Here is an 18,750-nt window from a genome sequence, read left to right on the forward strand (position 1 = left end):
CCGAATCACCTATGAATTCACCCCAACTCCAGCGCGGCGTGTTCCTCGCCCTGCTCGCCGCCGTCACGGTCGCCTTCCTCTGGGTGCTGATGCCGTTCTTCGGCGCGGTGCTGTGGGGCGTGGCCCTGGCCATCCTGTTCACGCCGCTCTACAAGCGGCTGCTCAAGGCCATGCCCGGCAAGCCCAATGCCGCGGCGCTGTCGACGCTGGCCATCTGCCTCTTCATCGTGATTCTCCCGCTGGCCATGGTGGGCGTGTCGCTGGTGCAGGAGATCGTGCAGGTCACGCAGAGCATCCGCTCGGGGCAGATCAATTTCGCGGCCTACTTCCAGCAGATCCTCAACGCCGTGCCGCAATGGCTGCTGAACCTGTTCGACCGCTTCAACCTCGGCGACATGGAGGCCTGGCAGGCCCGCATCTCCGCGGGCGCGGCACAGGGCAGCCAGCTCATCGCGGGCCAGGCGCTGACCATCGGCCAGAACACCTTCGACTTCGTCATCAGCTTCTTCGTGATGCTGTACCTGCTGTATTTCCTGGTGCGCGACGGCTCGGCGCTTTCGAAATCGATGCGCGAGGCCGTGCCGCTCGCCAGGCCGCACACGCACTACCTGCTCAACAAGTTCACCACCGTGATCCGCGCCACCGTCAAGGGCAACGTGGCGGTGGCCATTGCGCAGGGCGCGATCGGCGGGCTGGCCTTCTGGCTGCTGGGCGTGCAGGGTGCGCTGCTGTGGGCCGTGCTGATGGCCTTCCTGTCGCTGCTGCCCGCGGTGGGCGCGGCGCTCATCTGGGGGCCGGTGGCCATCTATTTCCTTGCCACCGGCCATTTCTGGCAGGGCGGCATCCTGGTCTTCGTGGGCGTGTTCGTGATCGGCCTGGTCGACAACATCCTGCGCCCGGTGCTGGTGGGCAAGGACACGCAGATGCCCGACTACATCGTGCTGATGTCGACCATCGGCGGCATGGCGATCTTCGGCATCAACGGCTTCGTGATCGGTCCGGTGATCGCGGCGCTGTTCATGGCGGCGTGGAGCCTGTTCGTGGAGTCGGGCCAGCTGGAGACCAGCCCCGGCGAGGACAAGAAGGGCAGCTGAAGCCCGGCTGACTCGCGGCCGCGGGCCGGACGGCCGAGGCGGGCGCGCCCTGCGCCGGCCGGGTGCATTTCGCGCGGGTGTTGGCGCGCTTCGTCGCATCGCGCTGGGCGGCGCGCGGCGCTTGCGGGATCGTCGGGGCCTCCAACTTCCGACGAGGCCTCTGTCCCATGAACTTTCTACAGCCCCCAGCGAGCCTGCGCGCCCTTTGCGCCGCGGCGCTGCTCTCCCCGCTGGCCGCGCTCGCGGCCGACCTGAACGTGAACGTGGCCGACGGTCCGGCCGGCGTAGCCACGCTGTACCTGGCGCTGTACAACGACGCCGCGAGCTACGCCGACAGCAAGGCCGTGGCCTCGCAGACCGCGCCCATGCAGGGCGGCAAGGCCCGGCTCGTTTTCACAGGACTGGCGCCGGGCCGGTACGCGCTGCGGGCGTTCGCCGACGAGAACGGCAACGGCAAGCTCGACACCAACCTCATGGGCATGCCGACCGAGCGCTACGGCTTCTCGAACGACGCGAAGGGCAACCGCGCCGCGCCCGCCTTCGACGCCGCGGCGATCAGCGTCGATGCCGACCTGCAGACCGTCATCCACCTGCGCTGAGGAGCAAATCTCCATGGAACGACGCGAACTCCTGCGCCTGCTGGCTTCGGCCGGCGCCCTGCACCTCTTGCCACCGCTGGCCCGCGCGGCCGGCGCTGCCGACGACTGGCAAGCCCAGTTCGAAGCCGCCGGTGCGCCCTGGAAGACCGGCTTCGCCACGCCCCCGGCCGACCTGCCGCTGACCCGCGCCACGGTGCGCGGGCGCTTTCCCGATGCCGTGGCCGGCACGCTGTTTCGCATCGGCCCGGCCGGCCACGACCTGGGCGGCGAGCGCTACCACCACTGGTTCGACGGCGACGGCATGGTGCACCGCTTCGTGATCGACGGGGCCCACGTGCGGCACCAGGGCCGCTATGTCGCCACGCCCAAGCGCGTGGCCGAGGTGCGGGCCGGCCGCCGCCTGTTCGAGGCCTTCGGCACCATGCCGCCGGGCGTCGAGCCGCCGACCTCGGCCGACAGCATCAACGTCGCCAACACCAGCGTGCTGCCGATGCAGGGCGAGGTGCTGGCGCTCTGGGAAGGCGGCTCGGCCACGCGCGTCGATGCGCGCACGCTGGACACGCTGGGCGTGAAGACCTGGCGGCCCGACCTCGCGGGCATGCCGTTCTCGGCCCATCCCAAGGTCGATCCGGACGGCACGGTGTGGAACTTTGGCGTGAGCTCCGGCCAGGGCCTGCTGGCGCTGTACGAGATTGCGCCCGAAGGCACGCTGCGGCGCGCAGCCGTGGTGCCGGTGGCCGACATGCCGATGGTCCATGACTTCGCCGTGACCGAACGGCACCTGGTGTTCCTGATGCCGCCGCTGGTCTACGACGGCAAGCGCAAGGAGGCGGGTGCGAGCTTTCTCGACGCCCATGTCTGGCGGCCGGAACTCGGCATGCGCGCCCTGGTGGTCGACAAGCAGAACTGGGAGCAGCGCCAGCTGCTCGCGCTGCCGGCCGGCTTCCTGTTCCACGTCGGCAATGCCTGGGAAGAAGACACGCCGCGCGGCACCCTCGTCCACATCGACTACGTGCGTTCGGACAACGCCGACTCGGTGTTCACGACCAACCGCGAAGTGATGCGCGCGCGCCGCGTGAAGAGCACCCACCCGCGGCTGACCGTCGCCATGCTGAACCTCGGCACCGGCCGGGCCACGCAGCAGGCGCTGGCGCAGGAAGCCGAGTTTCCGCGCATCGACCCGCGGCGCGTCGGCCTGCGGCACCGCCAGGTGGTTCATGCCACCCAGACGCGCCTCGATGTGCCGGGCTTCGGCGCCATCGCGCGGACCGATGTCGAAAGCGGCCGCAGCCAGCGCTTCAGCTACGGCGCGCAGGCCATGGTGGAAGAGCATGTCTTCGTGCCGGACGGCACCGGGCCGGGCTGGGTGCTGGGCACGGTGCTCGATTTCGGCCGGCAGAAGACCGTGCTGTCGTGCTTTGCGGCCGACCACCTGGCGGCGGGCCCGGTGGCGCAGGCCACCCTGCCCTATGCGCTGCCGCTGGGCCTGCACGGCGCCTTCGTGCCGGCCTGAAGAAGAGGCGCGCTCAGCCGCCCCACCAGCCTTCGGCAAAGCGCCCCTGCAGAAAGGCCACGAAGCCCGACACCTTGCCCGGCACCAGCTTGGGCGAGGGAAAGACGGCGTGGATCTCCTGCTCGGGCAGCTTGTGGTCGCCCAGCACTTCGAGCACCTTGCCCGAGGCCAGCGATTCGCTCGCCACATAGCGCGGCATCAGCGCAATGCCCAGTCCGTCGCGCGCCGCGGCCAGCACGGCAGAGAGGTTGTTCGAACGGAAACGCCCAGAGACCGGCACCGTCACCGGATCGCCCTTGGGCGTGTGCATGCGCCAGAACTCGTCGCCCACCACGCTGCTGTAGATGAGCGCCACGTGCGCGCTCAGGTCCTGCGCGCGTTTGGGCGTGCCGTGCTTCTTCAGGTAGCCCGGCGCCGCGACCATGGCCCAGGGATTGGTGCCCAGGTAGCGCGCGCCCAGCGACGAATCGGCCAGCTTGCCCATGCGGATGGCCACGTCGATGCCCTGCGCGATGAGGTCGACATAGCGGTCCTCGAAGCTCAGGTCGAGCTGCACCTGCGGATGCCGGCGCATGTATTCGAGCGCCAGCGGCACCACCACGCGGCGGCCGAAGGCCACCGAGGTGCCGATGCGCAGCAGCCCCTGCGCCTGGTTCTGGCGCAGCTGCACGATGCTCTCGGCCTCCTCGGCCTCGCGCACGATGCTCTTGCACTTCTCGTAGTAGAGCGCGCCCGGCTCCGTGAGGCTCACGCCGCGCGTGTTGCGGTTGAGCAGCCGCACCTTCAGCCGCGCCTCGGTGGCCGCGACCTGCTTGGTCACGGTGGGCTGGGTGGTGTGGAATTCGAGCGCCGCCTTCGAGAAGCTGCCGGTCTCGACCACGCGCACGAACATTTCCATTGCCAACAATCTGTCCATGTCACTCCTTGGGGCCCCCACGCTCATCACTGCGTGTATCGCTGCCCCCCGAGGGGGCGCGGTCGCCTTGGGGCGGCCCGGCGGCGACCCATGTTAATCACTTATTCCGCGTTGGAATAGGTTTTATGGTCCGCAGCCGTCTTCTTCGAATGGCCCGCTCTTCCTACAGTGGACGCCACTCAAGGAGACAGTCCCATGGCAAAAATGAAAGCGGTCCAGGCCGCCGTGCTGGTGATGGAAAAGGAAGGCGTGACGCAGGCCTTCGGCGTGCCCGGCGCGGCCATCAATCCGATGTATTCCGCGCTGCGCCAGCGCGGCACCATCTCTCACATCCTCGCGCGCCACGTCGAGGGCGCCTCGCACATGGCCGAGGGCTACACGCGTGCCGTGGCCGGCAACATCGGCGTGTGCATCGGCACCTCGGGGCCCGCGGGCACCGACATGATCACGGGCCTGTACTCGGCCTGGGCCGATTCGATTCCCATTCTCTGCATCACCGGCCAGGCGCCGCGCGCGCGGCTCTACAAGGAAGACTTCCAGGCGGTGGACATCGAGTCGATCTCCAAGCCGGTCACCAAGTGGTCGGTCACGGTGCGCGAGCCCGGCCAGGTGCCGCAGGTGTTCCAGCAGGCCTTCCACCTGATGCGATCGGGCCGCCCGGGCCCGGTGCTGGTCGACCTGCCCTTCGACGTGCAGATGGCCGAGATCGAGTTCGACATCGACGCCTACCAGCCGCTCACCCCCTACAAGCCCGCCGCCACGCGCGCCCAGATCGAAAAAGCCATCGGCATGCTCCAGGCCGCCGAGCGCCCGCTGATCGTGGCCGGCGGCGGCGTCATCAACGCCGATGCGGCCGACCTGCTGGTGCGATTTGCCGAGACCACCGGCGTGCCGGTGATTCCCACGCTGATGGGCTGGGGCGCAATCCCTGACGACCATCCGCTGATGGCCGGCATGTGCGGCCTGCAGACCAGCCACCGCTACGGCAACGCGACGATGCTCGCGAGCGACTTCGTGCTGGGCATCGGCAACCGTTGGGCCAACCGGCACACGGGTTCGGTCGACGTCTACACCAAGGGCCGCACCTTCGTGCACGTGGACATCGAGCCCACGCAGATCGGCCGCGTGTTCACGCCCGACTTCGGCATCGTGTCCGACGCCAAGGCCGCGCTCGCGCTCTTCGTCGAAGTGGCCGAGGAGATGAAGGCCGCCGGCAAGCTGCGCGACCGCCGCGAGTGGGCCAGGTCGTGCATCGAGCGCAAGAAGACCATGCTGCGCAAGACCAACTTCGACGAAGTGCCGATGAAGCCGCAGCGCGTGTACCAGTGCATGAACAACAACTTCAGCAACGACACCTGCTACGTGAGCACCATCGGCCTCTCGCAGATCGCGGCCGCGCAGTTCCTGCACGTGTACAACCCGCGCCACTGGATCAACTGCGGCCAGGCCGGCCCGCTGGGCTGGACCATTCCCGCCGCGCTGGGCGTGCGGGCGGCCGACCCTTCGCGCAAGATCGTCGCACTCTCGGGCGACTACGACTTCCAGTTCATGATCGAGGAGCTCGCGGTGGGTGCGCAGTTCAAGCTGCCGTACATCCACATCGTGGTCAACAACTCCTACCTTGGCCTGATCCGCCAGGCGCAGCGCGGCTTCGAGATGGACTACTGCGTGCAGCTCGCGTTCGACAACATCAACGCGGGGCCCGATGCCGGCATCGAAAGCAGCTACGGCGTGGACCACCTGAAAGTGGTCGAAGGCCTGGGCTGCAAGGCGATCCGCGTGAACCGGCAGGAGGAGATCGCGCCGGCCATCCAGCGCGCCGAAGCACTGATGGCCGAGTTCAGCGTGCCGGTCGTCATCGAGGTGATGCTGGAGCGCGTGACCAACATCGCGATGGGCACCGAGATCGACAACATCACCGAGTTCGAGCCGCTGGCCGAGCATCCGGCCGATGCGCCGACCGCCGTCGCGGCCGAGATGCTGGACTGAAGAGGAACAACACACCATGCCCAAGTTCGCAGCCAACCTCACGATGCTCTTCACCGAGCTGCCGTTCATGCAGCGCTTCGAGGCCGCCGCCAAGGCCGGCTTCGAGGCGGTGGAATACCTGTTTCCCTACCCCTTCGAGAAGAAGGAGCTCGCAGCCGCGCTGCGCGCCAACGGTTTGCAGCAGGTGCTGCACAACCTGCCGGCCGGCGACTGGGACAAGGGCGAGCGCGGCATCGCCTGCCATCCGGACCGCACCGGCGAATTCCGCGAAGGCATTGCCATGGCCATCGACTACGCCACCGCCCTGGGCTGCCCGCAGCTCAACTGCCTGGTCGGCAAGGTGCCCGAGGGCGCCGACATCAACGTAGTGAACCGCACGGTGATCGACAACCTGCGCCTGGCCGCGCGCGAACTCGAGGCCGCGGGCCTGCGCCTGCTGGTCGAGCCGATCAACACCTTCGACATCCCGGGCTTCTACCTGAACCGCACCGACAAGGCGCTCGCGCTCATCGAGGCGGTGGGCTCGCCGAACCTGAAGGTGCAGTACGACATCTACCACGCGCAGCGCATGGAAGGCGAGCTCGGCAACACGCTCTCGAAGCATCTTGCGCAGATCGGCCACATCCAGCTGGCCGACAACCCCGGGCGCGGCGAGCCGGGCACGGGCGAGATCAACTACCCCTGGCTCTTCCGGCACATCGATTCGATCGGCTACGAGGGCTGGATCGGCTGCGAATACAAGCCGCGCAGCGACACCGTGGACGGCCTCGGCTGGCGCGAAGCGCTCACGCAATAAAAGACAACTTCAGATCGGAAACAAAGACATGTCGCAATCGCAAAAGATCGGATTCATCGGCCTCGGCATCATGGGCGCGCCCATGGCGGGCCACCTGCTCGACGCGGGGCACCAGCTCTTCGTCAACACCCAGGGCAACACGCCCGAGCCCTTCATCTCCAAGGCCACCATCTGCGCCTCGGCGGCCGAGGTGGCGCGCCAGGCCGACGTGATCTTCATCATGGTGCCCGACACGCCCGACGTGGAAAAGGTGCTGTTCGGCGAGCCGGGCACGCAGGGCGTGGCCGAGGGCCTGAAGGACTCGCGCGGCAAGATCGTGGTGGACTGCAGCTCGATCGATCCGATTGCCACCAAGGGCTTCGCCAAGCGCATCATCGCGCTCGGCTGCGGCTACATCGACGCGCCGGTCTCGGGCGGCGAAGTGGGCGCCAAGGCCGCCAGCCTCACCATCATGTGCGGCGGCGACGAAGGCACCTTCGGCCAGGTGCGGCCGCTGCTCGAGAAGATGGGCAAGAACGTCACGCTCGTGGGCAACGTGGGCGATGGCCAGGTCTGCAAGGTGGCCAACCAGATCATCGTGGCACTCAACATCGCGGCCGTGGGCGAGGCGCTGCTGTTCGCCTCCAAGGCCGGCGCCGATCCGGCCAAGGTGCGGCAGGCACTGATGGGCGGCTTCGCGAGCTCGCGCATCCTCGAGGTGCACGGCGAACGCATGATCAAGCGCACCTTCGCGCCGGGCTTCCGCATCTCGCTGCACCAGAAGGACCTGAACCTGGCGCTGCAGAGCGCACGGGCGCTGGGCGTGGCGCTGCCGCAGACGGCGGGCGCGGCGCAGCTCATGAACGCCTGCGCCGCACTGGGCCATGGCCAGCAGGACCACTCGGCGCTGGTGCGTGCGCTCGAGGCACTCGCGCAGCACACCGTTACGCCAGATTGAGGCTCAGGTCTTCGCTGCTTCCAGCGATTCCTTCAGGTTGCGCCGGCGCCATGCCCAGGTCTTGATGGCCTGCGGCAGGATGCCGATGCACGAGGCGTAGTAGGTGATCTTGAAGCCCCAGAAGCGCGGGCCGATGGGCGTGTTGCGGAACAGGTCGCCCGCCAGGATGGACAGCAGCGCCTCCTGCATGCGCCAGATGTTGCGCGGGTTCATGAACAGCCGGCGGATGGCCGGCGAGGTGATGCGGTAGATGAACCACGAGAACATCTTGGGGCCATGCTTCATCACCTTGTCGAAGCGGCGGAAGGCCTTCTCGGCTTCCTTCATCTCGCCCCTGAGCCAGAAGTCGGCCGCGGCGGCGCTCTCGAAGGCGCTGTTCATTGCCAGGTACACGCCCGACGAGAACATCGGGTCGACGAACGCATAGGCGTCGCCGACCATCATGAAGCGGTCGCCGCGGCAGAACTTGGAGTCGTAGGCGTAGTTGCCGGTGGTGGTGGCGCCTTCCATCAGCGTGGCGTTCTTCAGGCGCGCGGCCAGCTTGGGCGCGAGCGCGATGGTCTCCATCAGGAACTCCTCGAGCGTGCCCTTGCGCCGCTTGAAGTACGCGGGCGACGCCACGGCGCCGACGCTCACGGTGCCGTCCTTCAGCGGGATGTACCAGAACCAGCCGTGGTCGAACCAGAAGAGCGAGATGTTGCCTTCGTAGCGGCCGGGCCGGCGCTCCGCATTGGCAAAGTGGCCGAACAGGGCCGCGCTGGCGTGCTTGCGGTTGCGCTGCTTGGCGTCGAACTGGTTCGACAGCACCGTGTCGCGGCCGCTCGCATCGATCACGAAGCGCGGGCGCCAGCTGGTTTCGCTGCCGTCCTCGGCCTTGATCTTCACCAGCGCGCGCTTGTCTGCGCCCTTGCCGGCGTCCATGTCCACGCCCATGACGCGCTGGCCTTCGAAGGTACGCGCGCCGCGCCGGGCGGCATGGCGGAACAGCAGCTCGTCGAACTCCGAGCGGCGCACGTGCACCGCATACGGAAAGCTCTTGTCCATGGCCTCGCCGAAGAAGAAGTGGCTGGTGTGGTCATGCCAGGGCGAGACGAACTCGGCGCCGTGCTTGGCAATGCCGATGGCTTCGACCTCGGTGCGCACGCCCAGGCGGTCGAACAGCGGCATGTTCATCGGCAGCAGCGATTCGCCGATGTGAAAGCGCGGATGGTGCGCCTTCTCGAACAGCACCACGTCGTGGCCCTTGTCCGCCAGCAACGCGGCCACGGTGGAACCCGCCGGGCCCCCGCCGATGACCACGACGTCGGGCTCTGTACTCGTGAAAGGTCCGGGCGTCATGCGCTCCCCTCCTGGTCGTTCTTCGTTGTGGATGGTGACGGCCGCAAGGCCGATGCACGGGCTGTTGGCCAAGCGTTAAATCCTGGTAACAGCCGGGAGTTTAGCGAGTCGGCATGCAGGAAATTCACGCCTGGAGCACCAAAACCCGTGCCCACCCGGAGAAGAGGCAGCCGTTTTTTGGGGTAGCCTCATTGCCCGTCAGAAACAAGGAGACTTTTCATGGCTGCTAACCTGTCACCCGCCGAAGAAGCACTTCGCGAAGCAGCGCGCGAATACCACCGCTCGCCCGTCAAGGGCAAGATTTCCATCAGCCCGACCAAGCCGCTCCTGAACCAGCGCGACCTGTCGCTGGCCTATTCGCCCGGCGTGGCCTACCCGTGCCTGGACATCGCGGCCGATCCGTCGATGGCGGCCGAGTTCACCGCGCGCGGCAACCTGGTGGGCGTGGTCACCAACGGCACCGCGGTGCTGGGCCTGGGCAACATCGGCCCGCTGGCCGCCAAGCCCGTGATGGAGGGCAAGGGCTGCCTCTTCAAGAAATTCGCCGGCATCGACGTGTTCGACATCGAACTGGCCGAGAACGACCCCGACAAGCTGGTCGAGATCATCGCGGCGCTCGAGCCCACGCTGGGCGGCATCAACCTGGAAGACATCAAGGCGCCCGAGTGCTTCTACATCGAGAAGAAGCTGCGCGAGCGCATGAACATCCCGGTGTTCCATGACGACCAGCACGGCACGGCCATCATCTCGGCCGCGGCGCTCATCAACGGCCTCGAACTGGTCGGCAAGAAGATCGAGGAGGTCAAGATCGCCGTCTCCGGCGCCGGCGCGGCCGCCATTGCCTGCCTGGACGTGATGGTGGGCCTGGGCGCCAAGCCCGCCAACATCTATGCCTGCGACTCCAAGGGCCTGATCTACATGGGCCGCGCGGGCGGCTTCGACGACTCCAAGGCGCGCTACGCCCAGAAAGACACCGGCGCCCGCACCCTGGCCGACGTGGTGAAGGACGCCGATGTGTTCCTGGGCTGCTCCGCGCCCGGCGTGATGAGCGCCGACATGGTCAAGACCATGGCCGGCCAGCCGATCATCCTGGCGCTGGCCAACCCCGAGCCCGAGATCCGCCCCGAGCTCGCCAAGGCCGTGCGGCCCGACTGCATCATCGCCACCGGCCGTTCGGACTACCCGAACCAGGTCAACAACGTGCTGTGCTTCCCGTACATCTTCCGCGGCGCGCTCGATTGCGGCGCCAGCAAGATCACGGAAGAAATGAAGCTGGCCTGCGTGCGCGAGATTGCCGAGCTCACCAAGGCCGACATCAGCGAGGAAGTGGCCACCGCCTATGCCGGGCAGGAGCTGTCCTTCGGGCCCGACTACATCATTCCCAAGCCCTTCGATTCGCGGCTCATCCTGCGCATTGCGCCGGCCGTGGCCAAGGCGGCGGCCGCCTCCGGCGTCGCCGCGCGCCCGATCGAGGACCTGGAGGCCTACCGCCAGCACCTCACGCGCTTCGTGTTCCAGACCGGCATGTTCATGCGCCCGGTGTTCAGCGCCGCCAAGATCGCGGCCGCCAAGCGCGTGGCCTATGCCGAAGGCGAGGACGAGCGCGTGCTGCGCGCCGCGCAGTGGGCCATCGACGAAGGCCTGGCCCAGCCCATCCTGGTGGGACGCCCGGCCGTGATCGAGGCGCGCATCCAGAAGGCCGGCCTGCACATCCGCGCGGGAACCGACTTCGAGATCGTCAACCCCGAGGACGATCCGCGCTTTCGCACCTACTGGGAGACCTTCCACAAGGTCATGGGCCGCCGCGGCGTCACGCCCGAGGCCGCCAAGACCATGGTGCGCCGCTCCAACACCACCATTGCCGCGCTGATGATGCACCTGGGCGACGCCGACGCGATGATCTGCGGCCTGGTCGGACGCTTCGACGTGCACCTGGAGCACATCCGCAACCTGATCGGCCTGAAGCGCGGCGCGCCGGGCTTCGCCACGCTCAATGCGCTCACGCTCGAGAAGCGCACGGTGTTCATCACCGACACCAACGTGAACGAAGACCCGAGTGCCGAGCTGCTCGCGAGCATCGCCATGATGGCCGCCGAAGAGGTGCGCCGCTTCGGCCTGCCGCCGAAGGTGGCTTTTCTCTCGCACTCGAACTACGGCACCTCGAGCCGCGGCTCGGCGCGCAAGATGCGGCTCGCGCGCGACCTGTTCGCGCAGATGGCGCCCGACATCGAATGCGACGGCGAGATGCACGGCGACGCGGCGCTGTCCGAAGAGGTGCGCCGCACCGCCCTGCCCGAGAGCACGCTCACCGGCGAAGCCAACCTGCTCGTGTGCCCCAACCTCGACTCGGCCCACATCCTCTACAACGTGCTGAAGATGACGGGCGCCAACGGCATCACCGTCGGCCCGATCCTGCTCGGCGCCGCAGGCTCGGCGCATGTGCTCACGCCCTCATCGACGGTGCGGCGCGTGGTCAACATGACGGCGCTGGCGGTGGCGAACGCGACGACCGCGCTCAAGTAGGCCGCTTTCCCTGAATCAACGCCCCGCTGCAGTACGCCGCGGGGCGTTTTTCATTGCGGCCCAAGCCGGTGCGCCGTGGCCCCCGCTGCCCCCCATTGCGCACCACAACAGTTCCGCGGAAGGGTTCGCACCAATCGCGTGCGGGCACCGTTTTTGCTTGAATGCAGAAGCATTCACCTCCAACGGATCCCGCATGAACAAGCGCCAATTGCTCCAGTCCTTCCTCGCCGCCTCGGCCCTCAGCTTCGGCCTTTCCCCGGCCCTGGCCCAGACGACGACGCCGATCAAGTTCCAGCTCGACTGGCGCTTCGAAGGACCGGCCGCGCTGTTCCTGCACCCCGCTGCCAAAGGCTACTTCAAGGCTGCGGGCCTGGACGTGACCATCGACGCGGGCAACGGCTCGGGCGGCACGGTCACGCGCGTGGCCTCGGGGGCCTACGACATGGGTTTTGCCGACCTCGCGGCGCTGATGGAATTCCACGCCAACAACCCCGACAGCCCCAACAAGCCGGTCGCGGTGATGATGGTCTACAACAACACGCCGGCCTCGGTCATGGCGCTCAAGAAGAGCGGCATCGCCAAGCCGGGCGACCTCGCGGGCAAGAAGCTCGGCGCGCCGGTGTTCGACGCGGGCCGCCGCGCGTTCCCGATCTTCGCCAAGGCCAACAGCATCGGCGCCGTGAACTGGACCGCCATGGACCCGACGCTGCGCGAAACCATGCTGATCCGCGGCGACATCGACGCGATCACCGGCTTCACCTTCACCTCGCTGCTGAACCTCGAGGCGCGCGGCGCCAAGGCCGCCGACATCGTCGTGCTGCCCTACCCCGACTACGGCGTGAAGCTCTACGGCAACGTGATCATCGCCTCGCCCAAGCTCATCAAGGAGAACCCGGAAGCGGTGAAGAAATTCCTCTCGGCCTTTGCCAAGGGGGCGAAGGAAGTGATCGCCAATCCGGCGGTGGCCATCGAATCGGTGAAAGCGCGCGACGGCATCATCGACAGCAAGCTCGAAACCCGCCGCCTGCAGCTGGCCATCGACACCGTGATCAACAGTGCCGACGCGCGCAGCGAAGGCTTTGGCGTGGTCAACGCGGGCCGCATGTCGCTGATGGCCTCGCAGGTGTCGGACGCGTTCAACACCAAGACCCGCGTGAGCCCCGATGCCGTGTGGACCGCCGCGCTGCTGCCGCCCGCGGCCGAACTGAGCGGCGTGCTGCGCAAGTGATGGCGGACGCATCGAACGCGGCCGCTGCTCCCTTCGTCGACTTCCAGGACGTCTGGCTCGCCTACAACGAGGAGCTGCTGCGCGCCAACCACTTCGCGGTGGAGGCCATCGACCTGAAGGTCAAGCGCGGCGAATTCATTGCCATCGTCGGGCCCTCGGGCTGCGGCAAGTCGACCTTCATGAAGCTCACCACGGGCCTCAAGATGCCGTCGATGGGGAAGATCCGCATCGACGGCCAGCCCGTGACCGGGCCGCTCAAGATCTCGGGCATGGCGTTCCAGGCGCCGTCGTTGCTGCCGTGGCGCACCACGGTCGACAACGTGCTGCTGCCGCTCGAGATCGTCGAGCCCTACCGCTCGAGCTTCAAGGCCAAACGCAAGGAATACGTCGAGCGCGCGCGCAAGCTGCTGCAGAAGGTCGGCCTCGCGGGCTATGAAGACAAGTTTCCATGGCAGCTTTCGGGCGGCATGCAGCAGCGCGCCAGCATCTGCCGCGCGCTCATCCACGAGCCCAAGATGCTGCTGCTCGACGAGCCCTTCGGCGCGCTCGACGCCTTCACGCGCGAGGAGCTCTGGTGCATCCTGCGCGACCTCTGGACCGAGCAGCAGTTCAACGTCATCCTGGTGACGCACGATCTGCGCGAGTCGGTGTTCCTGGCCGACACGGTGTACGTGATGAGCAAGAGCCCGGGCCGCTTCGTGGTCAAGCGCGAGATCGAGCTGCCGCGTCCGCGCGAGCTGGAGCTCACCTACACCAAGGAATTCACCGACATCGTGCTCGAGCTGCGCGGCCACATCGGCGCCATCCGCAACACGGGCATCAGCGCGGCGCAAACGGCCGCTGCCGCGGTGTCCCACTGAAGGCGGGCCATGAAGAACACCAAGCAAATCGAACGCTGGTCGCCCTGGCTGCTGCTCGTGGCCGTGATCCTGCTGTGGCAGGTGATCTGCGCGGGCTTCGGCGTGTCGGACTTCATCTTTCCGAGCCCGCTGCGCATCTGGACCCAGTTCTGGGAGTTCAAGGAGATCATCGCGGGCCATGCGTGGCGCACCTTCTGGGTCACGATGGCGGGCTTCGGCCTGGCCATTGTGGTGGGCGTGCTGCTGGGCTTCGTGATCGGCAGCTCGCGCATCGCGTATGCGGCGATCTATCCGCTCATGACGGCCTTCAACGCGCTGCCCAAGGCGGCCTTCGTGCCGATCCTCGTGGTGTGGTTCGGCATTGGCGTCGGCCCGGCGATCCTCACGGCCTTCCTGATCAGTTTCTTCCCGATCATGGTCAACATCGCGACCGGCCTTGCCACGCTGGAGCCCGAGCTCGAGGACGTGCTGCGCGTGCTCGGCGCCAAGCGCTGGGACGTGCTCATGAAGATCGGCCTGCCGCGCTCCATGCCCTACTTCTTCGGCTCGCTCAAGGTGGCGATCACGCTCGCCTTCGTCGGCACCACGGTGAGCGAAATGACCGCGGCCAACGAAGGCATCGGCTACCTGCTCATTTCGGCCGGCTCGGCCATGCAGATGGGCCTGGCCTTCGCGGGCCTGATGGTGGTGGGCGCAATGGCCATGCTGATGTACGAGCTCTTCAGCGTGATCGAAAAACACACGACCGGCTGGGCGCATCGCGGATCGCAAAACCAATAGGGCACCACGGATGACACGCGACCAGATCATCCGCGCGCTGCGCCGGGCCGACGAAGTGGCCCGCCGCGCCATGGCCATGGGCCGCCACCCCTTCGGCGCGGTGCTCGTCGCGCCCGACGGCGAAACCATCCTGGCCGAGCAGGGCAACATCGATACGGTGAACCACGCCGAAGCCACGCTGGCGCGCCACGCGGCGCAGAACTGGCCGGCCGACTACTTGTGGCAATGCACGCTGGTCACGACCTTCGAGCCCTGCGCCATGTGCGCGGGCACCAGCTACTGGGCCCACATCGGCCGCATCGTCTACGGCGCGGAAGAAAGCGCCCTGCTCGCGCTCACGGGCGACCACCCCGAGAACCCCACGCTGAGCCTGCCCTGCCGCGAAGTGTTCGCGCGCGGGCAGAAGAAGATCGAGGTGATCGGGCCGGTGGCCGAGGTGGCGGAAGAAATGATCGCCACGCACCGCGGGTTCTGGGAGGCGCGTTAGAGCGTTAGGTAGCGCTAGGCCAGCAGCAGCGTGGCCTCGTCGCGCCAGTAGGCCACGGCGGCCAGCCAGCCTTCCCACACGCAGCCGTTGCAGCCGCGTCCGCAGCAGGTGGTGGGCTCCGGTGGCGGCATGCGCAAGGCAAGACCCCGGGCCTGAAGGAGCGACTGGACGCTCGCGATCAGCGCCTGGGCACTGGCAAGATCGACCGGAACGGGCAGGTCTTTGTCTGCGATGGACATGGGCTGGCAGCGGTGGCCGGGCACCGCGCGGCAGGCTGGCGCCTTACCAGAAGATCCAGAGCGCCAGGCCGCCGAAGATGGCCCACTTCACAAGGTAGTACACCCGCTTGTCCCAGGCCTTGAGCCGCTTGCCGATCACGCGGATCTGGTAGATGTACTTGAACGCGCGGTTGATGCCGCCCGTCTTGTCGCCGGCATCATTGGGCGAGGCCGCCGCCGCCAGCAGGTTCTTGGCGAACCAGCGGTTCACGGCGCTGGCCCAGCGGTACTTCAGCGGGCGCTCGATGTCGCAGAACAGGATCACGCGGTCGTGGTCGGTCGTGTTCTCGGCGTAGTGGATGTAGGTTTCGTCGAACACCACGGCCTCGCCATCGCGCCAGTGGTAGCGCTGGCCGTCCACGTCGATGTAGCAGCCCTCCACGCCCGGCGTCCACAGGCCCAGGTGGTAGCGCAGCGAACCGGCGAACGGGTCGCGGTGGCGCACCAGGCGGCTGCCCGGCGGCAGTTCGGCGAACATGGCCGCCTTGATGGTGCCGATGCCCTTGAGCAACTCGGTGGTGCGGGGGCACAGGATGGCGGCCGAGGGATGGGCCTCGTCGTACCACTTGAGGTAGAAGCGCTTCCAGCCGCTCTTGAAGAAGGAGTTGAAGCCCACGTCGTTGAACTGGCTCGACGCCTTGATGCTGCCGCCGTTGCGCATGGCGAGCGCCTCTTCGCGGATGACCTGCCAGTTTTCCTCGAGCACGCGCATCTCGGGAAATTGCGCGGGCGACAGGTACGGCGTGCTCGGCACCTTCGAGAAGATGTACATGAAGGCGTTCAGCGGCGCGAGGAAGGTCGAGTGATCAGACAGCTGCCTGAAGAAACGATGCCGGACCTGGCCGCGGAAATGAACGTAGAGCGCGCTGAGCGCGAAGATGGCAAGAATGACCCACTTCATTGTTGAAAGTGTCCTGTAGACGGCGCGGGGGTAGCCGGGTAGTGTAATTCGTCGCCCCAAATTCGACCTGACCAGGCCCTTTTTGGCCCTGTCCAGCGATGTCCAGGACCCGCACCCCACGCCCTGCGCGAGTGGGCGCCACTCAGGCCCAGCCGGTCTCGATCTCGGTCTTCACCTCGGTCATGAGCCGGTGCACCGGGCACTTGCCGGCCACGCGCAGCAGTTCGTCGCGCTGCGCCGCGGTCAGCTCGCCGGTCACGCGCAGGCTCGACTTGAGCCGGTAGACGCCCTTGCGCTCCTCGCTGTCGTCGCGGTCGATGATCACTTCGATGTCTTCCACCGGCATGCCCTTGCGGCGCGCGTAGATCAGCACGGTGAGCGCCTTGCAGGCGGCCAGCGATGCGTCGTACAGGTCATGCGGCTGCGGCCCCGCATCGCTGCCGCCGCCGGCCGGCGAGGCATCGATGGGAATCTCGTGGTTGCGGATCTTGAGGATGTGACGCGTACCCGTGATGCCGTCGCGCCGGACCGTGATGCTCATGCCGATGTCCTTGTGGGGTGTGGATGCCGGGCGCGATGGTAGCCCGCCACCCGCTTCAGCGGTCGACCGCGAGCATCAGCGTTTCCTTGATTTCCTCCATCACCACGTAGCTGTGCGATTCGGCCGCCACGGGCAGCTTCTTGAGGATGTCGCCGAGCAGGTGCCGGTACTCGCTCATGCCGCTCAGGCGCGCCTTCACCAGGTAGTCGAAGCTGCCCGAGACCAGGTGGCACTCGAGCACCTCGGGCATGTGCAGCAACTCCTTGCGCACCTTGTCGAACACCTCGCCCGACTTGGCCGAGAGCTTGATCTCCACGAACACCAGCAGCGTCTTGCCCAGCGCCTCGGGCGACACATGCGCGTGGTAGCCGCTGATGACGCCCTCGCGTTCCATGCGCTTCACGCGCTCGGCGCAGGGCGATGCCGACAGGCCGATGCGCTCGGCGAGTTCGGTCATGGAAATGCGGCCCTGGCGCTGCAGCAGGTCGAGGATCTTGCGGTCGATACGGTCGAGTTCGGGCATTTCACTCCGGCGCTGGCAATTGGCTTGGTATCCACAGCGAAATCCACTGCAAATCTTCAAAAAACAATGGAATCCACTGGATTGTGCGCTTTAGATTCCATGCATTCACCTTCATTCGCGTAAATACCCATGAAAGTCATCGTTCTCGGCGGCGGCGTGATCGGCACCACCACGGCCTACTACCTGGCGCGCTCCGGCGCCGACGTGACACTGCTCGACCGGCAGGCCGGCCCCGCGGAGGAAACCAGCTTCGGCAACGCCGGGCAGGTGTCGCCGGGCTACTCGACGCCATGGGCCGCGCCCGGCATTCCGCTGAAGGCGATCAAGTGGATGTTCCAGAAGCATGCGCCGCTGTCGATCCGCCACGACGGCACACTGTTCCAGCTGCGCTGGATGGCCGCGATGCTGCGCAACTGCTCGCCCGAACGCTATGCGGCCAACAAGGAACGCATGATGCGCGTGGCCGAATACAGCCGCGGCTGCCTGCAGCAGCTGCGCGCGGAAACCGGCCTCAGCTACGAGCACCGCACCGGCGGCACGCTGCAGCTGTTCCGCACCCAGGCGCAGCTCGACGCGGTGCAGCGCGACATCGCGGTGCTCGAGGAATGCGGCGTGCCCTACGAGCTGCTCGACCGCGATGCGCTCGCACGCGTGGAACCCGCACTGGCCGGTGCGCGCGACCGGCTCGCGGGCGGCCTGCGCCTGCCGAACGACGAAACCGGCGACTGCCACCTGTTCACGCGCGGCCTGGCCGACATCGCGCGCGGCCTGGGCGTGGACTTTCGCTTCGGCCAGCCGGTCGAAGGCCTGGAGATGGCGGGCGACCGCATCACGGGCGTGCGCACCAGCGGCGGCAAGATCCTCACGGCCGACCGCTACGTAATGGCCTTCGGCAGCTATTCGCGCGCCGCCATCGCATCGCTGGGGCTGGACATTCCGGTGTACCCCGTCAAGGGCTACTCGCTCACGGTGCCGCTGGTCGACGAATCGCTGGCACCGCAATCGACCGTGCTCGACGAGACCTACAAGGTGGCCGTGACGCGCTTCGACAACCGCATCCGCGTGGGCGGCATGGCCGAGCTCGGCGGCTTCGACCTGCGCCTGAACCCGCACCGCCGCGCCACGCTCGAAAAAGTGGTGAGCGACCTGTTCCCCGGCGGCGACCTGCCGCGCGCCACCTTCTGGACCGGCCTGCGCCCGATGACGCCCGACAGCACGCCCATCGTCGGCGCCACGCGCTATGAGAACCTGTTCCTCAACACCGGCCACGGCACGCTCGGATGGACCATGGCCTGCGGCTCGGGCAAGCTCATCTCCGACCTCGTGATGGGTCAGCGGCCTGAAATCCGCACGGACGGGCTGGCAATGGATCGCTATACGCAAGGGAAGCCGCGCACTGCGCGTTCGAATCCCGCGACTGCGCCGGCCTGACTGACGTCTACGTTTT

18 protein-coding genes are annotated in these 18,750 nt (G+C 67.3%); 12 read left to right on the plus strand and 6 right to left on the minus strand.

The genetic code is table 11. From position 1 onward, the window contains the following. Nucleotides 1-11 precede the first annotated feature (11 nt). The 3 genes from AC1DMS_RS14365 to AC1DMS_RS14375 all read left to right on the plus strand — a co-directional run bounded on the left by AC1DMS_RS14365 (nucleotide 12) and on the right by AC1DMS_RS14375 (nucleotide 3,206). Nucleotides 12-1,094: an AI-2E family transporter gene (locus AC1DMS_RS14365; RefSeq protein ID WP_015866726.1), complete on the plus strand. Its 1,083-nt coding sequence runs from the start codon at nucleotides 12-14 to the stop codon at nucleotides 1,092-1,094. A 167-nt stretch (nucleotides 1,095-1,261) separates the two neighbouring features. Further along, entirely contained in the window at nucleotides 1,262-1,693 is a 432-nt protein-coding gene (locus tag AC1DMS_RS14370; RefSeq protein WP_478181265.1) for a DUF2141 domain-containing protein, read from the plus strand. Nucleotides 1,694-1,706: 13 nt separating this feature from the next. Further along, on the plus strand, nucleotides 1,707-3,206 hold the full coding sequence (locus AC1DMS_RS14375; RefSeq protein ID WP_478181266.1) for a carotenoid oxygenase family protein: 1,500 nt from the start codon (nucleotides 1,707-1,709) through the stop codon (nucleotides 3,204-3,206). A 13-nt stretch (nucleotides 3,207-3,219) separates the two neighbouring features. Here the strand turns inward: AC1DMS_RS14375 and AC1DMS_RS14380 are convergent, their stop codons facing one another. Beyond that, complete coding sequence (locus AC1DMS_RS14380; protein ID WP_278875855.1) at nucleotides 3,220-4,122, minus strand: LysR family transcriptional regulator; 903 nt, start codon at nucleotides 4,120-4,122, stop codon at nucleotides 3,220-3,222. Between the two features lie 195 nt (nucleotides 4,123-4,317). On the opposite strand from AC1DMS_RS14380, the gene gcl reads away from it, so the two are divergent. Genes gcl through AC1DMS_RS14395 form a run of 3 tightly spaced genes read left to right on the plus strand, consistent with a single transcriptional unit; the run spans nucleotide 4,318 to nucleotide 7,844 of the window. Further along, entirely contained in the window at nucleotides 4,318-6,111 is a 1,794-nt protein-coding gene (gcl, locus tag AC1DMS_RS14385) for a glyoxylate carboligase (protein ID WP_478081733.1), read from the plus strand. 16 nt (nucleotides 6,112-6,127) lie between these two features. Beyond that, nucleotides 6,128-6,907, plus strand: a complete 780-nt coding sequence (gene hyi / locus AC1DMS_RS14390) for a hydroxypyruvate isomerase (RefSeq protein ID WP_436300621.1) — start codon at nucleotides 6,128-6,130, stop codon at nucleotides 6,905-6,907. Nucleotides 6,908-6,935: 28 nt separating this feature from the next. Further along, entirely contained in the window at nucleotides 6,936-7,844 is a 909-nt protein-coding gene (locus tag AC1DMS_RS14395) for a 2-hydroxy-3-oxopropionate reductase (RefSeq protein ID WP_027730731.1), read from the plus strand. A gap of 3 nt (nucleotides 7,845-7,847) precedes the next feature. Here the strand turns inward: AC1DMS_RS14395 and AC1DMS_RS14400 are convergent, their stop codons facing one another. Next, nucleotides 7,848-9,182, minus strand: a complete 1,335-nt coding sequence (locus AC1DMS_RS14400; RefSeq protein ID WP_478181267.1) for an NAD(P)/FAD-dependent oxidoreductase — start codon at nucleotides 9,180-9,182, stop codon at nucleotides 7,848-7,850. 219 nt (nucleotides 9,183-9,401) lie between these two features. Here AC1DMS_RS14400 and AC1DMS_RS14405 point away from each other — a divergent pair, with 219 nt between their 5' ends. The 5 genes from AC1DMS_RS14405 (at nucleotide 9,402) to AC1DMS_RS14425 (ending at nucleotide 15,060) form a co-directional block, all read left to right on the plus strand. Beyond that, the gene (locus tag AC1DMS_RS14405; protein ID WP_015866734.1) at nucleotides 9,402-11,705 is read left to right on the plus strand and encodes an NADP-dependent malic enzyme; all 2,304 of its coding nucleotides are present in this window, start codon (nucleotides 9,402-9,404) and stop codon (nucleotides 11,703-11,705) included. Between the two features lie 193 nt (nucleotides 11,706-11,898). Next, entirely contained in the window at nucleotides 11,899-12,933 is a 1,035-nt protein-coding gene (locus AC1DMS_RS14410) for an ABC transporter substrate-binding protein (RefSeq protein WP_015866735.1), read from the plus strand. Further along, entirely contained in the window at nucleotides 12,933-13,793 is an 861-nt protein-coding gene (locus tag AC1DMS_RS14415) for an ABC transporter ATP-binding protein (RefSeq protein WP_015866736.1), read from the plus strand. Before AC1DMS_RS14410 ends, AC1DMS_RS14415 begins: the two co-directional genes overlap by 1 nt. 9 nt (nucleotides 13,794-13,802) lie before the next feature. Continuing rightward, nucleotides 13,803-14,573 (plus strand): ABC transporter permease, encoded by a 771-nt coding sequence (locus AC1DMS_RS14420; protein ID WP_015866737.1) that lies wholly within the window; start codon nucleotides 13,803-13,805, stop codon nucleotides 14,571-14,573. A gap of 10 nt (nucleotides 14,574-14,583) precedes the next feature. Beyond that, on the plus strand, nucleotides 14,584-15,060 hold the full coding sequence (locus AC1DMS_RS14425) for a nucleoside deaminase (protein ID WP_018905309.1): 477 nt from the start codon (nucleotides 14,584-14,586) through the stop codon (nucleotides 15,058-15,060). 14 nt (nucleotides 15,061-15,074) lie between these two features. On the opposite strand, the gene AC1DMS_RS14430 is transcribed toward AC1DMS_RS14425, so the two are convergent. From AC1DMS_RS14430 to AC1DMS_RS14445, 4 genes are all read right to left on the minus strand, one after another. Then, nucleotides 15,075-15,299 carry an oxidoreductase-like domain-containing protein gene (locus AC1DMS_RS14430; protein ID WP_307595221.1) on the minus strand — a complete coding sequence of 75 codons (225 nt, stop codon included), beginning with the start codon at nucleotides 15,297-15,299 and terminating at the stop codon, nucleotides 15,075-15,077. A gap of 43 nt (nucleotides 15,300-15,342) precedes the next feature. Then, a complete protein-coding gene (gene lpxO, locus AC1DMS_RS14435; RefSeq protein ID WP_436300628.1) occupies nucleotides 15,343-16,239 on the minus strand; it encodes a lipid A hydroxylase LpxO in 897 nt (298 codons plus the stop codon). A 142-nt stretch (nucleotides 16,240-16,381) separates the two neighbouring features. Then, nucleotides 16,382-16,780 (minus strand): OsmC family protein, encoded by a 399-nt coding sequence (locus tag AC1DMS_RS14440; protein WP_369663341.1) that lies wholly within the window; start codon nucleotides 16,778-16,780, stop codon nucleotides 16,382-16,384. A 55-nt stretch (nucleotides 16,781-16,835) separates the two neighbouring features. Next, nucleotides 16,836-17,303, minus strand: coding sequence for a winged helix-turn-helix transcriptional regulator (locus AC1DMS_RS14445; RefSeq protein ID WP_015866742.1), 468 nt, complete (start codon nucleotides 17,301-17,303; stop codon nucleotides 16,836-16,838). 129 nt (nucleotides 17,304-17,432) lie between these two features. On the opposite strand from AC1DMS_RS14445, the gene AC1DMS_RS14450 reads away from it, so the two are divergent. After that, nucleotides 17,433-18,734, plus strand: a complete 1,302-nt coding sequence (locus AC1DMS_RS14450; protein ID WP_478181268.1) for a D-amino acid dehydrogenase — start codon at nucleotides 17,433-17,435, stop codon at nucleotides 18,732-18,734. Nucleotides 18,735-18,750 lie beyond the last annotated feature (16 nt).

The organism is Variovorax sp. 05T418 (assembly GCF_056396385.1).

Excerpts from the sequence above, each read along its gene's own strand:
- AC1DMS_RS14400 (WP_478181267.1), bottom strand. The coding sequence starts at position 9,182 with ATGACGCCCGGACCTTTCACGAGTACAGAGCCCGACGTCGTGGTCATC.
- AC1DMS_RS14440 (WP_369663341.1), bottom strand. The coding sequence starts at position 16,780 with ATGAGCATCACGGTCCGGCGCGACGGCATCACGGGTACGCGTCACATC.
- gcl (WP_478081733.1), top strand. The coding sequence starts at position 4,318 with ATGGCAAAAATGAAAGCGGTCCAGGCCGCCGTGCTGGTGATGGAAAAG.
- AC1DMS_RS14415 (WP_015866736.1), top strand. The coding sequence starts at position 12,933 with ATGGCGGACGCATCGAACGCGGCCGCTGCTCCCTTCGTCGACTTCCAG.
- AC1DMS_RS14370 (WP_478181265.1), top strand. The coding sequence starts at position 1,262 with ATGAACTTTCTACAGCCCCCAGCGAGCCTGCGCGCCCTTTGCGCCGCG.
- AC1DMS_RS14445 (WP_015866742.1), bottom strand. The coding sequence starts at position 17,303 with ATGCCCGAACTCGACCGTATCGACCGCAAGATCCTCGACCTGCTGCAG.
- lpxO (WP_436300628.1), bottom strand. The coding sequence starts at position 16,239 with ATGAAGTGGGTCATTCTTGCCATCTTCGCGCTCAGCGCGCTCTACGTT.
- hyi (WP_436300621.1), top strand. The coding sequence starts at position 6,128 with ATGCCCAAGTTCGCAGCCAACCTCACGATGCTCTTCACCGAGCTGCCG.
- AC1DMS_RS14420 (WP_015866737.1), top strand. The coding sequence starts at position 13,803 with ATGAAGAACACCAAGCAAATCGAACGCTGGTCGCCCTGGCTGCTGCTC.
- AC1DMS_RS14450 (WP_478181268.1), top strand. The coding sequence starts at position 17,433 with ATGAAAGTCATCGTTCTCGGCGGCGGCGTGATCGGCACCACCACGGCC.
- AC1DMS_RS14365 (WP_015866726.1), top strand. The coding sequence starts at position 12 with ATGAATTCACCCCAACTCCAGCGCGGCGTGTTCCTCGCCCTGCTCGCC.
- AC1DMS_RS14395 (WP_027730731.1), top strand. The coding sequence starts at position 6,936 with ATGTCGCAATCGCAAAAGATCGGATTCATCGGCCTCGGCATCATGGGC.
- AC1DMS_RS14410 (WP_015866735.1), top strand. The coding sequence starts at position 11,899 with ATGAACAAGCGCCAATTGCTCCAGTCCTTCCTCGCCGCCTCGGCCCTC.
- AC1DMS_RS14430 (WP_307595221.1), bottom strand. The coding sequence starts at position 15,299 with ATGTCCATCGCAGACAAAGACCTGCCCGTTCCGGTCGATCTTGCCAGT.
- AC1DMS_RS14380 (WP_278875855.1), bottom strand. The coding sequence starts at position 4,122 with ATGGACAGATTGTTGGCAATGGAAATGTTCGTGCGCGTGGTCGAGACC.
- AC1DMS_RS14375 (WP_478181266.1), top strand. The coding sequence starts at position 1,707 with ATGGAACGACGCGAACTCCTGCGCCTGCTGGCTTCGGCCGGCGCCCTG.
- AC1DMS_RS14425 (WP_018905309.1), top strand. The coding sequence starts at position 14,584 with ATGACACGCGACCAGATCATCCGCGCGCTGCGCCGGGCCGACGAAGTG.
- AC1DMS_RS14405 (WP_015866734.1), top strand. The coding sequence starts at position 9,402 with ATGGCTGCTAACCTGTCACCCGCCGAAGAAGCACTTCGCGAAGCAGCG.